Origin of the sequence: Rhodococcus sp. F64268, from assembly GCF_023015605.1 — a bacterium.
Taxonomy (GTDB): Bacteria; Actinomycetota; Actinomycetes; order Mycobacteriales; family Mycobacteriaceae; genus Rhodococcus.
In genome coordinates this window covers 828,529-842,726 of the sequence record NZ_JALKAI010000002.1, presented here as the reverse complement: position 1 = coordinate 842,726, position 14,198 = coordinate 828,529, and the positions used below count along the sequence as shown (strand labels likewise).

12 protein-coding genes are annotated in these 14,198 nt (G+C 64.2%); 7 read left to right on the top strand and 5 right to left on the bottom strand.

The window, feature by feature from the left end:
• Positions 1 to 42 precede the first annotated feature (42 nt).
• From MWU77_RS08265 to MWU77_RS08245, 5 genes are read left to right on the top strand one after another with little or no spacing between them, the layout of a single operon-like run.
• Entirely contained in the window at positions 43 to 1,629 is a 1,587-nt protein-coding gene (locus tag MWU77_RS08265; RefSeq protein ID WP_247273392.1) for an ABC transporter substrate-binding protein, read from the top strand.
• Positions 1,630 to 1,657: 28 nt separating this feature from the next.
• Positions 1,658 to 2,671 carry an ABC transporter ATP-binding protein gene (locus MWU77_RS08260; protein ID WP_374229832.1) on the top strand — a complete coding sequence of 338 codons (1,014 nt, stop codon included), beginning with the start codon at positions 1,658 to 1,660 and terminating at the stop codon, positions 2,669 to 2,671.
• The gene (locus MWU77_RS08255; protein ID WP_169687380.1) at positions 2,661 to 3,707 is read left to right on the top strand and encodes an ABC transporter ATP-binding protein; all 1,047 of its coding nucleotides are present in this window, start codon (positions 2,661 to 2,663) and stop codon (positions 3,705 to 3,707) included. The genes MWU77_RS08260 and MWU77_RS08255 overlap by 11 nt, the downstream gene beginning before the upstream one ends.
• 11 nt (positions 3,708 to 3,718) lie before the next feature.
• Positions 3,719 to 5,170: an MFS transporter gene (locus tag MWU77_RS08250; protein WP_308198777.1), complete on the top strand. Its 1,452-nt coding sequence runs from the start codon at positions 3,719 to 3,721 to the stop codon at positions 5,168 to 5,170.
• A gap of 16 nt (positions 5,171 to 5,186) precedes the next feature.
• A complete protein-coding gene (locus MWU77_RS08245; RefSeq protein WP_169687379.1) occupies positions 5,187 to 5,648 on the top strand; it encodes a pyridoxamine 5'-phosphate oxidase family protein in 462 nt (153 codons plus the stop codon).
• 84 nt (positions 5,649 to 5,732) lie between these two features.
• On the opposite strand, the gene MWU77_RS08240 is transcribed toward MWU77_RS08245, so the two are convergent.
• From MWU77_RS08240 to MWU77_RS08225, 4 genes are read right to left on the bottom strand one after another with little or no spacing between them, the layout of a single operon-like run.
• A complete protein-coding gene (locus tag MWU77_RS08240) occupies positions 5,733 to 6,023 on the bottom strand; it encodes a DUF3263 domain-containing protein (RefSeq protein ID WP_169687378.1) in 291 nt (96 codons plus the stop codon).
• Positions 6,024 to 6,058: 35 nt separating this feature from the next.
• Positions 6,059 to 7,486 (bottom strand): FadD3 family acyl-CoA ligase, encoded by a 1,428-nt coding sequence (locus MWU77_RS08235; protein ID WP_247273390.1) that lies wholly within the window; start codon positions 7,484 to 7,486, stop codon positions 6,059 to 6,061.
• Positions 7,483 to 8,664: an amidohydrolase family protein gene (locus MWU77_RS08230; RefSeq protein ID WP_169687376.1), complete on the bottom strand. Its 1,182-nt coding sequence runs from the start codon at positions 8,662 to 8,664 to the stop codon at positions 7,483 to 7,485. The genes MWU77_RS08235 and MWU77_RS08230 overlap by 4 nt, the downstream gene beginning before the upstream one ends.
• Before the next feature lie 31 nt (positions 8,665 to 8,695).
• Positions 8,696 to 10,246, bottom strand: coding sequence for an AMP-binding protein (locus MWU77_RS08225; protein ID WP_247273389.1), 1,551 nt, complete (start codon positions 10,244 to 10,246; stop codon positions 8,696 to 8,698).
• Between the two features lie 164 nt (positions 10,247 to 10,410).
• Between MWU77_RS08225 and MWU77_RS08220 the strand changes: the two genes are divergently transcribed.
• Both MWU77_RS08220 and MWU77_RS08215 read left to right on the top strand, forming a co-directional pair.
• Positions 10,411 to 11,127, top strand: a complete 717-nt coding sequence (locus MWU77_RS08220; RefSeq protein WP_169687374.1) for an enoyl-CoA hydratase/isomerase family protein — start codon at positions 10,411 to 10,413, stop codon at positions 11,125 to 11,127.
• Between the two features lie 270 nt (positions 11,128 to 11,397).
• Complete coding sequence (locus MWU77_RS08215) at positions 11,398 to 12,126, top strand: M23 family metallopeptidase (RefSeq protein ID WP_374229837.1); 729 nt, start codon at positions 11,398 to 11,400, stop codon at positions 12,124 to 12,126.
• A 64-nt stretch (positions 12,127 to 12,190) separates the two neighbouring features.
• Here the strand turns inward: MWU77_RS08215 and MWU77_RS08210 are convergent, their stop codons facing one another.
• Positions 12,191 to 14,158 (bottom strand): M13 family metallopeptidase, encoded by a 1,968-nt coding sequence (locus MWU77_RS08210; RefSeq protein ID WP_247273388.1) that lies wholly within the window; start codon positions 14,156 to 14,158, stop codon positions 12,191 to 12,193.
• Positions 14,159 to 14,198 lie beyond the last annotated feature (40 nt).

Sequence of the window (14,198 nt, the reverse complement as noted above, 5' to 3'; positions counted from 1 at the left end):
GCCGGTCGTAGTCCCGAAGTACATGAAAGTATGAGGTCGAGAATGATCCGACACAGACGCATGGCGGCCGCCGTCGCGGCAGCATGCTCCGCTGCACTGGTCCTGGGTGCATGTGGTTCCGGAGGAGACTCCGGATCCGATACCAATGCAACCGCAGCCACAGTCGAAGCGGGTGAACCCGTTGCGGGCGGCACCGGTCGCATCCTGCAATCGGGTGAGCCGCGCTCGCTCGACCCCTCGCAGTTGTCCAATACCTGGGCGCACCAGCCTACTCTGGGCAACGCCCTGTACGGCGCGTTGATGATCACCGACAACGAGACGTTCGACCTCGAATACAAGATGGCCACGGACTTCTCGACCGACGACGGTGGGAAGACGTTCACCCTCACCCTCCAGCCCGATCTGGTCTTCAGCGACGGAAGCCCATTGGACGCCGCAGCGGTGAAGTACAACTGGGATCGGCTGAAGGACCCCGCGCTGGGGTCCACAACGATCCGGCAAGCGGTCCAGATCGAGTCGACCGAGGTGGTCGATCCGGTGACGATGCGCGTGACCATGGTGGAGCCGAATCCGCAGTTCGGGCAGGCGGTCGTCGCCGGCGCTCTCAACTGGATGGCGTCGCCGGATGCGCTCGAGCAGGGGCAGCAGGCGTTCGATGCCAACCCGATCGGGGCCGGACCGTTCACGCTCGTGAACTGGGCTCGTCAGGACGTCATCGAGCTCGAAAAGAATCCCGAGTACTGGGATGCACCGAAGCCGTACCTCGACAAACTCGAGATCCGCACTGTGGCCGATGCCAACCAACGTTCCAACACCATGACGACCGGTGGAGCAGACCTGGCCTCGGAGACGAGTCAGAACAACATCAACAAGGCTGAAGCTGCCGGTCTGCAGTACCTCGTAACATCAACCGGCGGTGGGCAGTTCGCGGGCATGAACCAGCGTCGTGCGCCTTTCAACGACGAGCGGGCGCGGCGTGCGGTGTCGCTCGCTGTCGACCTCGACGCCGTGAACACCGTGGTTTACAACGGTGAGGGTGAAGTTCCCAGGACACTTTTCCCAGAAGATTCGCCCTTCTACTCCGACATCCCCCTCAGCGAAACAAATGCCGAAGAGGCGCAACGCCTGTTCGATGAACTCGCCGCCGAAGGCAAGCCGGTGTCGTTCACCTTCTTGTCCTACCCGACGACGGAGACTCGTCTCCTCGCAGAGGCGCTCCAGGCCCAGCTGAGTGCGTTCGAGAACGTCGAGATGAACATCGAGGTACTCGATTTCGCCGCCGTGACAGCACGTGCGGGTGCACGCGACTTCGACATGCTCGTGTCGTCTGCGGTCACCCAGGACCCCGACTATGCCTTGACGATGGCATTCGACTCGCGATCAACCGGAAACTTCATGGGCGTCAACAATGCTGAGCTCGACGCTGCCCTCGAACGGGGCCGCTTCGGGGAGACCACCGAGGAGCGCAAGGTTGCATACGACGAGGTACAGCAGATCCTCGCGGACACCGTGGTGGGACTCTGGTATGTCCGAGCGTTGCCGTCGGTGACGTTCAGCGAGGACATGCACGGGGTGCGGTTGTACACCCTGGGGGCACCTCTGCCCGCAGAGTTCTGGATCAGTAACTAGCCGACACGACCGAAAGGGCCGGCTCACCGTGAATACTCAGCCGCTTCTCGAAGTGAGAAATCTACGTGCCTACATCGGCACGCCGCGAGGCACCGTCCGCGCTGTGGACGATGTGTCGCTGACCCTGGACTCCGGACAGGCGCTGGGTATCGTCGGTGAGTCCGGCTCCGGCAAGTCGGTCATGGCCCGCGCGATCATGGGTCTGATGCCGCCGCGCTCGGGTCGCTCGGGGGAGGTGACCTTCCAGGGGCGTGATCTGTTGTCCCTGAGCAAGAAGGAGAAACTGGAGATCTGGGGAAGCCAGATCGCCATGGTCTTCCAGGATCCAGGACGGTCCCTCAATCCTGTTGTACGGGTGGAGCGTCAGCTCACCGAGGGGATGCGACGGCACCTCGGCGTGAGCAAGTCCGAGGCGCACGATCGCGCGCTGAAGCTCCTGGACGAAGTCGGTGTACCCGATCCGGAGCGGAGACTGCGCAACTATCCGCACGAGATGTCCGGTGGCATGCGCCAGCGTGTGATGCTCGCGATCGCCCTGGCATGTGAGCCGGACCTTCTGATCGCGGACGAGCCGACCACAGCTCTGGACGTGACGGTGCAGCGTCAGATCCTCGACCTGCTCCGGCGCGTGCAACGCGATAGGAACATGGCGATGATGCTCATCAGCCACGACCTCGCCGTCGTCGCCGGTCGCACCGACCGGGTGGCTGTCATGTACTCGGGCCGGCTCGCTGAGATCGGGTCCACCCGAGAAGTGTTCGACGCGCCGATGCATCGCTACACCCATGCGCTCCTGGGCGCGACACCCTCGATCGATCACGAGCGGCATTCTCCTCTGCGCCTGATCGAAGGGTCGCTTCCCGACCCGATCTCGCCCCCTGAGGGGTGCAGGTTCGCCCCTCGCTGCTCGCACGCGGAGGACGCATGCTCGGCTGCGCCGATCGAGCTCGAATCATTCGGCGTCGATCACGACGTCGCGTGCACGAACCCCGTCAAGGTTCCGGTGGGGTCTGTAACCGGAGGTGAATCACATGGCAGGTAGTGGTACCGCGCATCTGCGCGGAGATGAAGCTTTGCTTTCGGTGCAGGACCTCGTCGTCGAGTACCCGTCGAAGGCCGGCACGGTGCAGGCGGTGTCGAAGATCAGCTTTGATCTGCTTCCCGGCGAAACGCTGGGAATCGTCGGCGAATCCGGGTGCGGTAAGTCGACCACCGGCCGTGCGGTTCTCCGCCTCGACCGGGTGACGGCAGGCCGGATCCGGTTCGGTGAGGAGTGGATCGAGGACGTGAGCGAGAAGCACATGCGCTCGCTGCGGCGCGACATGCAGATGATCTTCCAGGACCCGGTGTCGTCCCTCAATCCGCGTCGCGCGGTCAAGGACATAGTCGTCGAAGGCCTGACGGTTGCCGGCGCGGATGCCGAGGAGCGCGGGAAGAAGTCTGCGTCGATGCTCGAGCAGGTGGGACTTCCGGGCGACCGGTTTGCTGAGATCCTTCCCCGGCAGCTGTCAGGTGGCCAGGCGCAGCGCGTCGCGATCGCACGTGCTCTCGCGCTCGGGCCGCGCCTCCTGATCTGCGACGAGCCGGTCTCGGCGCTGGACGTATCGGTCCAGGCACAGATCCTCAACCTCATCGAAGAACTCAAGGCGGAGTTCGACCTGACGGTAGTGTTCATTGCCCACGATCTCGGTGTGGTTCGCACTGTCAGCGACAACGTGATGGTGATGTATTTGGGCAAGGTCTGCGAGTTCGGTGACTCCATCGAGCTCTACGACGATCCCGCGCATCCCTACACTCGCGCATTGCTGGACTCGGTTCCATTGACCGATCCCGACAAGGCTTTCGCGGGGCCGGCGCTGGCCGGTGATGTGCCCTCGCCGCTGTCCCCGCCGACGGGGTGCCGCTTCCGGACACGGTGCCCGCACGCACAGGACCGATGCGAGAAGGAAGAACCGGAAATGCGGGAAGTGCGTCCGGGACAGTACGCTGCGTGCCATTTCCCGCTGCCCTCCGTCGTGGGACGCAAGAACCTGTTCGAGATCGAGACGATCGACCTCGAGGAAGCCGAGGCGTCGTAGGCGGCGTGCCGGTGGAGAGCACTGCATCGAAGGGTGGTGCAGTGTCGGACGGTGGAGCCGGTCCGACCATCTGGGTGCTGGTCTTCGCCGGCACGGTCACGACCCTCATGTCGACGCTGGTGGTGCCCCTTCTGGGCGAACTGCCGACGATTCTCGGGACCGGTCCGTCCAATGCGTCCTGGGTCGTGACGGTGACATTGCTGTCCGGCGCGATCGCGACTCCGGTGACCGGCCGACTCGGCGATATGTACGGGTCGCGCCGGATACTCCTGCTGTGCACAATTCCTCTGATTATCGGGTCGTTCGTGTGTGCGATGTCGTCCACCCTCGGCCCGATGCTCGTGGGCCGCGCGCTGCAGGGCGCCGGTTTCGGAGTGGTCCCGTTGGGAATCAGCGCGCTACGCGCTGCGGTCCCACCGGAACGCCTCGGTTCGTCGATCGCCATGATGAGCGCATCACTCGGGGTCGGTGGTGCCCTGGGACTGCCTCTCGCCGGGATCATCATTCAGACCATGAGCTGGCGAATGATGTTCTGGGGAGTGGGAATTCTGAGCATCCTGGTTGCAGTTCTCATCGTGTGGATAGTCCCGGCCACTCCGGTCTACGGGGCTCGCGGCCATTTCGACGTGTTCGGGGCCGTGGGCGTTTCCATGGCGTTGGTGTGCCTTCTGCTGCCGGTATCCAAGGGTGGTGACTGGGGGTGGGCGAGCCCGATCACCATCGGATTGTTCGCGTCGGCGGTCGTCATGTTCGTCGTATGGGGATGGTGGGAGTTGCGAACCCGGCATCCCCTGATCAATCTGCGAATATCGGTGGGGCGACCTGTCCTGGTGACCAACGCGGTCACGATCCTGATCGGCTTCTCCATGTATTTCCAAGCGCTGCTCGTTCCGCAGATGCGGCAGCTTCCCGAAACCACCGGATACGGACTGGGACAGTCGATGATCGTGATGGGACTGTGGAGTGCCCCCGCAGGCCTGGTGATGATGGCCGTTGCACCGCTCGGGGCCCGCCTGACGACGGCGCGTGGACCCCGGAGTACGTTGCTAGCAGGATGTCTCATGATGGCGGTTTCCTATGGCTGTTCGGTATTCGCGATGAGCAACACCTGGGGGCTGTTACTGATCACCTGCGGCGTTGCCGCGGGAATCGGGTTCGCCTACGGTGCAATACCGACACTGATCATGGGCGCGGTGCCTCAGTCCGAAATATCGTCGGCGAACAGCGTCAACACACTGCTGCGTTCTGTGGGTGGTACCGCGTCCGCTGCTGTCGCCGGTGTGGTGGTGGCCCAGATGAGCGTCGCGTTCGCGGGGAAGATCATCCCCAGCGAACAGGGATTCTTGACCGGGCTGATGATCGGTGCCGTCACCGCGCTGGTCGCGGCGGCAGTGACCCTCGCTATCCGCGTCCGATATTCGGACGACACGAACCCGGATGACGTAATGAGTACGGCTCGATGATGAGGAACGAGGATTGATGACCAGCCAACGACGAGGTACCGCAATCGCGATGTCCGACGACGAACGCGACGAGTTCCTGCAGAATCAGCCGGTGTGCCGGGTTGCGACCCTCGGCTCGGGTGGACCACACCTGAGCGCACTCTGGTACGTCTGGGACGGAAAGGCGTTGTGGCTCAACTCCCTGGTCCGTAGCCAACGCTGGACCGACATCGATCGCGATGCACGGCTTGCCGTGATCGTCGATGACGGGGGCTCCGACTTCATGAGCCTTCGAGGTGTCGAACTACGCGGACGCGCAGTGATGGTCGGTGAAGTGCCGCGTCGCGGAAATGATGTCGACGAACTTGCCGAACCCGAAAGGCTTTTCGCGGACAAGTATGCCGGCGGGCGAGGTTTCTCCTACGACGGGCGGCATGCGTGGCTGAAGCTCGTGCCGACGAAGCTCGTGAGTTGGGATTTCGGCAAGATGCGCAAGTAAGGCCGGGTGAGCGTTGCTCCGGCGTGGCGGTGCGCTACCGGAGGCGAGACTGCGGTGTCGTACGGACCGTACCGGAGCAACGCGTCAGGCCGAGAGCTTGCTGAGTGGGTGCTGGGGCGAGACGAACTTCGCCCGGTCGCGGTCGGCGACCGACCGGATGTCGATAGCACCGATCCGCTCGTCGCAGACCTTGACGAGTTGGTCGAGGATCTCCGGGTCGAGCCGATTCCACCGGTCCCGTGTCAGAAGCACGCGTAACCGGTGGAAGAATTCCGTTGGGGTGATGCCGAACTCGACGAAGATGTCTTCGTCGGGGCCGCCGTTCCAATGCCTCCACTTCAAGGCGAAGGCCAGCATTGCAGCTTCGTCCCTCATCGTGCCTCCTCCTGTAGTGCGGTGGGCGATTCGACCTACCGCAGTTGGTCTTTCATGACTTTTCCGGTGGCGCCCAGTGGTAGCGCATCGAGATACTCGACGAAGCGGGGCGCCTTGAACCCCGCCATGCGCTCGCGGCTCCATGCGATGAGGTCGTCGGCCGGTATCGGATTGCTCGAGACGACGAATGCCTTGCCCACCTGGCCGAGCCGGTCGTCGGGAACACCGATCACGGCGACCTGGTCGACGGCAGGGTGTTCGAGCAGGAAGCCCTCGATCTCGGCGGGGTAGGCGTTGAAACCACCGACGATGAACATGTCCTTCTTGCGGCCGACGATGCAGAGCCGCCCTTCGTCGTCGAGCGTGCCGAGGTCGCCGGTGTGCAGCCACCCGTCGTCGTCGATCGCCTCCGCGGTGCCCTCTGGATCGTCGAGGTAGCCCTGCATGACGTTGTAGCCGCGGATGAGCACTTCACTGTCGTCGGCGATGCGGACTTCGATTCCGTCGCAAGGTTTTCCGACGGTGGTGGCGATCTGTTCGAATGTGTCGCCGCGCCGCGACGCGGTTGCCGTCCCGCCTTCACTCAATCCGTAGCCGGTCATGATCGTCTCGAAGGGCAATTCGTTGCTGATGCGCCGGATGAGCTCGACGGGAATGTCGGCAGAGCCGGTGACGGCAGCGCGCAGAGACGAGAGGTCATGTGAGGTAGGGGCGTTCAGCAGCGACTGATAGAGAGTCGGGGGTCCGGGCAGCATCGTGACCTTCTCGCGCTCGACGAGTTCGAGCACCCGGTCGACGTCGAGCACGGGGATCGGCAGGATCGTGGCGCCGCGGATCATCGAGGCGATCAGTCCGGCCTTGTAACCGAACATGTGGAAGAACGGATTGACGATCATGTAGCGGTCGCCTCGGCGGAGATCGGCGAGATCGCACCATTCCGAGAACATCCGCAGGGTCTGCTGGTGGTTCATCATGACGCCCTTGGGGCGCCCTGTGGTGCCGGACGTGTACATGATGTCGGCGATGTCGTCGCCGCGCACTGCTACTTCGAACGGTTCTCCGCTGGAAAGGAAATCGGATTTCAGGTCGAACACCGGGACGGGTTCGGTGACCGTGAAGTCCTGGCCGAGAAAGCCCTTCTCGACGAGGACGGCCTTCGCCCCGCTCCGGCGGATGATGTCGGCGGCCTCGTCCTCCCGGTACCGGGTGTTGATCGGGACGAGTATCCCGCCTGCGGTGAGCAGGCCGAACGCGGCGATTGCCCATTCGGCCGAGTTGGGACCCCAGATCGCTACTCGATCACCTTTGCGGATGCCGATGTCGGCGAAAGCGCCCGCAGCGCGACGTATCCGGTCGGTGAGATCGGAGAAGGTGATCCGGAGGTCCCCGTCGACGACCGCTTCGGCATTGCCGAAGCGGTCGCCCGAACTCAGGACCATCTCGGGGATGGTCTGCCAGTTCATACCTTCAGGAGCCTCGCAAGGTTGCCACCCATGACCAGCTTCTGATCCTCGAAGGGGAGGTGCTGGATGTGATTGATGTAGGTGGTCGGCTCGGCCAGGCCTTCGGGGTGCGGGTAGTCGGATCCGAACAGCACGCGCTCCGCGCCGATGAGGGCGGTCAGCTTGCTGAAGTCCTCTTCCCAGAAGGGGCTGACATGGATGCTCTTCTTGATGGCAGCGACCGGGTCCTGCATGCCGAAGCCCTCAGGCGCCTTCTTGAAGGTGTCTTCGAGGGTCTGGAGGACGTGCGGGAGCCAGGAGGCGCCGTTCTCGATGACCGCGATCCGCAGTTCGGGGAAGCGGAAGAGCGCGCCGTGGCACACCCAGGAGCAGACCGCGTCCTGAATCGGGCGCCACTCGCTGACCATGCGGAACGCGTTGGTCACGAACGGGAGCATCTCCGCGCCCGTGCCGTCCCACTCCTGGTTGTAGCGGGCGTAACCGCTGTCGGAGGAGTGCTGGGTGACCAGGACGTCGAGTTCGACGACACGCTTCCAGAACGGGTCGAACTCGGGGAGGGCGAACGACCGCGGCCCCTTGAATCCGGGCACCGGTGCGGGACGCACGAGAATGGCCTTCGCGCCACGCTCGACACACCACTCGAGCTCCTCGATCGCCTTCTCGACGATGGGGAGGCTGATGACGGGAACGGTGAAGATACGTTCCTTGTAGTTGAATCCCCAGGTCTCGTACAGCCACTGGTTGAGCGAGTGGACTACCGCGTGGATCAGGTCCGGATCGTCACGCATGCGCTCTTCGACGAGGCTGGCGAGCGTCGGGAACATCAGGGTGCGCTCGATCTGCAGCTCGTCCATCAGCTCGAGACGTGCGGCAGGCTCACGGAAGGCCGGGATGGACTTCATCGGCTTGCCGAAGATCTCCCGCTTGCTCTTGCCTTCGGGGTTGCCGTTCTTGAAGTAGTCCTCCATGGCGCCGGGTCGGGCGACGACCTCGAAGGTGGGGTTGGGGATGTACTCGCTGATCTGATTGCGGATCGCGATCTTGGTGCGGCCATCGACCTGAACGTACTTGATCGCACCCTTGTACTTGTCCGGGAGGAACTTCGTCAGCGCCTCTTCGGTCTCGTACAAGTGGTTGTCCGCATCGAACAGCTGGTACGGCAAGTCTTTCGCTGTCATCAGAAATGCTCCTTCTCTCGTTGTGAGAATACTATTCTCTTCCGATGCGTGCCGCAATATCCTTTCGAACCAAGAACTTCTGGATCTTGCCGCTTGCGGTGCGGGGGAAGTCTGTTACTTTGTGCAACTCCTCGGGCCACTTCTGCTTCGCGATGCCTGCCTGCGTGAAGTGGGCTCTGACGTCGTCGAGCGAGGGCAGCGCATGCCCCGGGTGCAGCCGAAGGACCGCCGCGGCGTGCTCGCCGAGGCGCTCATCGGGAGCGGATACGACCGCGGCTTCCGCGACCGAGGGCAGGGTGAGTAGAACCTCCTCGACCTCGAGGGCGCTGATGTTCTCGCCACCGCGGATGATGAAGTCGGCCTTGCGGTCGGTGATGGTGAGATAGCCGTCGTCGTCGAGCACTCCGATATCACCGGTGTGATACCAGCCCTCGTCGTCGAACGCCTTCGCGGTCAGCGCCGGGTCGGTGTAGCCGGCACACAGGTCCGGTCCGCGGCTGAGGATCTCGCCCTCGTCGGTCAGCCGGATCTCCACGCCCGGCGTCGGGTTGCCGTCGGTGTAGAGCCGTTTGTCCTCAGGATCGGTCGACAGCGAGCTCGTGATCGACGGGTGCTCGGTGCTGCCGTATGCGCGGAAGACCGTGATGCCGTAGTCGGCAAGCCGCCGCGTCACCGCAGCCGGGACCGTGGATCCGCCGAGTCCCGCATATTTCATGAACGGAATGTGTCGCTCGGGTGCGAAGTGGGGATGGTCGACGAGGCTCGTCATGAAGTACGTGGCACCGCCGCCCACCACGAGCGCGTCGCTCTCCATGAGTTCGAGAGCACGCTGGGGGTTCCACACGTCCAGCAGATTGATCGGGCTGCCGTCGAGGATCGGGATGAGGAAGGCATTGACCATTCCGATGAAGTGGCCGACCGGCGCGGCCGTCAGCTGCTTGCCGCGGTCGGCAGGGTATCGCGCGGCGAGCTGCCGGGTTTCGCATCCGATGGTCCGGTGGGTGTGGATCACGCCCTTGGGGTTGCTCGTGGTGCCGGATGTGAACGCCAACAGGGCAGGACCGGCCGTATCGGCGGGCAGCACACCCTCGAACGGCTCGTCATCGAGCAGATCTTCGAACGAAGCCTGGCCCACGACACCGACGATCGGGATATCGGCGCAGAGATCGGGCTGGAACTCCATGTTGCCGAAGCGCTCCGCACTCACGAACGCCTTCGGTTTCGCCTCGCCCAGGATGTAGGACAACTCCTTGCGCCCGTAGAAGTGGACGATCGGCACAACCGCGGCACCGAGGAACGACGAGGCCCAGAACACCGCCGCGGCCTCCATCCAGTTGGGAAGCTGGAACGCGACCGTGTCGCCGGGGCCGACGCCGCGCTTGTGCAGTCCCGACGCGAGGCGCCGCGCCACGAGGTCGACGTCGGCGAACGTTCCCTCCCACGGGCGTACGTCGGAGAAGACCCGGAACTCGGCGTCAGGAGCGGATTTCAGGCCGCGAGCGAGGAGATCACCGAGTGTGTCGCGCGTCCACCACCCTTCCTTTTCGTAGCGTTCGACAAGTTCGGGTGGTATCTGCCGCATCTGCTGTGCTCCAGGTGGTTGCGGAGCGTGGTGCTCCGGAGTGGTCAGGAGCCGCCGCCGAGGTACACCGCGGCGTCGGCGGAGTTCCTGCCGGTCTTCACCGGCATACGAGCATGTTATTCTCCGTAAGCAAGAATTCCAATATCACCTGGGAGAATTACCCTATGGTCGAGCTCGAACTGGACGACGGATTGGCGGTCCTCACGATCGATCGTCCGCAGGCACGCAACGCGATCTCGCTCGAGACGATGGATCGGCTGGACGAAGCGCTCGACAAGGTGGGGGATGCTCGCGTCCTGGTCATCACCGGCGCGGGCGACCGCGCCTTCGTCTCCGGAGGCGACCTCAAAGAACTGGCCAAGCTGCGCACCCTGGAGCAGGCTGCGGACATGGCAAGGCGCATGCGGACGATCTGCGACAGGATCGCAGCCTTCCCGGGGCCCGTGGTCGCGGCGCTCAACGGTCATGCGCTCGGGGGCGGTGCGGAGTTCGCCGTAGCGGCCGACATCCGAATCGCTGCCGACGACATCAAGATCGGATTCAACCAGGTGTCGCTCGCGATCATGCCTGCGTGGGGAGGGGCCGAGCGCCTTGCCGCCCTCGTGGGTCGTGGTCGGGCGCTCATGCTCGCGGGTTCGGGAACGATCCTCGGCGCAGAGGAAGCTCGCCGTGTCGGTCTCGTCGATCAGGTGCTGCCTCGCGAATCGTTCGACGACGGTTGGCGCTCGCTGGCGCGCTCGCTCGTCAACGAGTCGTCCGGTTCGATCAAGCGCGTCATCAGCGGCGCGTCACCCGATGAGGCGATCGATGCGTTCGCCGAGTTGTGGGTCGCCGACGCTCATTGGGAAGCCGCCGACAAGGTGATGAACCGCGGAAAGTAACGGCTCGGCTCGTGAGGCCGCACACACTTTCGATGTCATGGATGAGGGTGGGTGGTGTTCCTGTGACTCATGTGGGGAAATTTCGGACATTTTGCTGACCGGAAACCGGGCGACGTCAAATCGACACGCCGCGGGTGATTGAGCAACACGTACTCTGTGATGGATTTGTAATCCTTTCGTTACCGAGAGGCCGCTCAGAGGAACGCTGTTTTGTCTTTCACTGCCCAGAACCATGCTTCGTCCGTTGCCTCCCGAGGCCGCCCCGCTGCCGTGCGCGTGGGGAGGTGGATATCGCTCGTACTCGTCACCGGGGCTGTGACGGCAGCCGGAACGACGGCTGCCCATGCCGACAACACGACGCCCCGCGCGCAGGCCGGGATCTCGTGGACCGGAAGCAGCGAGGCGCTGTCCACGGCGCCGCAGGTGCTCTCCGTTCCGGGAATCGACACGTCGAGCTACTCGGAGAAACTCCGCAAGGCCACCGAGCGGGAACAACAGCGCATCGCCGAGGCAGCAGCGGCACACCAGGCCGAACTGGATCGCATCGCGCGTGAGGCCGCGGGGCAGGCTGCACGCGAGGAAGCGGCGCGCCGACCCGCATCGGTGTTCCCTGCCGCGGGAATCTTCACCTCCGGCTACGGTGCCAGGTGGGGCACGAACCACAACGGTATCGACATCGCAGGCCCTATCGGAACGCCGATTCTCGCCGTCACCAACGGTCACGTGATCGAGACCGGCCCCGCATCGGGATTCGGGCTGTGGGTCCGAGTGCAGCAGGACGACGGCACCGTCGGTGTCTACGGCCACATCGACCGGTCGCTGGTCTCGGTCGGCCAGCCGGTCAGCGCCGGCGACCAGATCGCCACGATGGGAAATCGCGGGCAATCCACGGGGCCGCACTTGCACTACGAGGTTCACCTCGCCGACGGCACCAAGATCGACCCCGCTCCGTGGCTCATGCACCGCGGAATCCCGATCCCCGGCGCACATCTGTCCTGAGGCGCCTGCTCCACGATTACGGCCCCGCACACCCGGCCGGGTGTGCGGGGCCGCGATCGTTCGATCACCAGATCTTCACGCGCTCCTCGGGTTCGAGGTAGAGCCCGTCGCCCGGCTTCACGTCGAACGCAGAGTGGAACGCATCGATGTTGCGCACGACACCGTTGCACCGGAACTCGGGCGGGGAGTGCGGGTCGACAGCGAGCCGGCGCGTCGCTTCCTCGTCGCGCACCTTCGTGCGCCACACCTGTGCCCACCCGAAGAACACCCGTTGCAGACCGGTCAGTCCGTCGAGGATCGGCGGTTCCTTCTCCCCGACGGCAATCTCGTAGGCCTTCAAGGCAATCGACAGTCCGCCCAGATCGCCGATGTTCTCACCGATGGTGAAGCTGCCGTTGACGTGCTTGCCGGGAAGCGCCTTCGGTTCGAACTCGTCGTACTGGGCGATGAGAGCGGCAGTGCGCTTGCCGAATTCGGTGCGGTCCGAGTCGGTCCACCAGTTCTCGAGGTTGCCGTCGCCGTCGTACTTGGCGCCCTGATCGTCGAAGCCGTGACCGATTTCGTGCCCGATCACCGCGCCGATCCCGCCGTAGTTCGCGGCGTCGTCGGCATGCAGGTCGAAGAACGGTGGCTGCAGGATCGCCGCGGGAAAGACGATCTCGTTCATGCCCGGGTTGTAGTAGGCGTTGACAGTCTGGGGAGTCATGAACCACTCGTCCCGGTCGACGGGGCCGCCGAGTTTGGCGAGTTCGTGGTCGTACTCGGCGGAGTAACCGCTGCGGTAGTTGCCGACCAGGTCGTTCGGGGTGATCGTGACCGCCGAGTAGTCCCGCCACTTGTCGGGATAGCCGACCTTCGGGGTGAACTTCTCGAGCTTACGGAGCGCCGCCTGACGGGTCTCCGGGCTCATCCACTCCAGATCGGTGATGCTCTGCCGGTACGCCTCGGTGAGGTTCTCGACGAGCACCTGCATCCGGGTCTTCGCCTCGGCCGGGAAATGGCGTTCGACGTAGAGCTTCCCGACGGCCTCACCGAGAAGGTCCTGCACGAGCGACACGCCGCGCTTCCAGCGTTCGCGAATCTCCTCGGCGCCCGTGAGAGTGCGGCCGTAGAACGCGAAATTCTCGTCGACGAACGCGTCGGTCAGATACGGGGCACGCGCACGCAAGATCCGCCACGACGCCCACGCCTTCCAATCCTCGAGCGACTCGCTCGACCACACCTGCGCGAACACTTCGAGGAAGCTCGGCTGCCGCACCACGATCTCGGCCCACTGCTGTGCGGTCGCCCCCGTCGCGGCAATCCAGCCGGACCAGTCGAAATCGGGGAGATCGGCGAGCACCGAGTCGAGGGTGACGAGGTTGTACGTCAGGTCGGCATCGCGACGCTTGACGACGTCCCAATGCCCCGCGGCCAACTTCGACTCGAGCGCGAGCACACGCTGTGGATCGTGGTCGATGCGTGCGAGCGCGAACATCCTGCCGATATGCGCGACATACTCGTCGCGGATCTCGGCGTACTGGTCCTCGCGGTAGTACGACTCGTCGGGCAGCCCGATGCCGCCCTGTGCGACATGCATCAGGTAGCGCTGGGAGTTCTTCGAATCAGTATCGACGTAATGCCCGAACGCGCCGCCCACCCCCACTCGCTGCAATTGCCCGAGTACGGACGCGAGTGCGGTGCGGTCGGAGGCGTCCGCGACAGACGACAGTTCGCCGGCGATCGGCCCGAGCCCGGCGGCCTCGATCGTGTCGGTGTCCATGTAACTGGTGAACAGGTCGCCGATCTTCTGTGCATCGGTTCCAGGTGCGGCGTCCGACTCGGCTGCCTCCCCGATGATCGTTCGCACATCCACCTCGGCCTTGTCGGCGAGGGTGCGGAAGGCGCCGTCGAGGGCGCGGTCGGCCGGGATCTCGTGTTCGGTGAGCCAACGGCCGTTGACGTGCTCGAACAGGTCGTCCTGGGCGCGTGTGCCCTCGTCGACGTGGTCGAGATCGATTCCGGATCGGGTCTCCGAGTGCGCAGTGGTCATACCAACCATCCTTACACCTCGTAACAGTCCGGACGCAGTA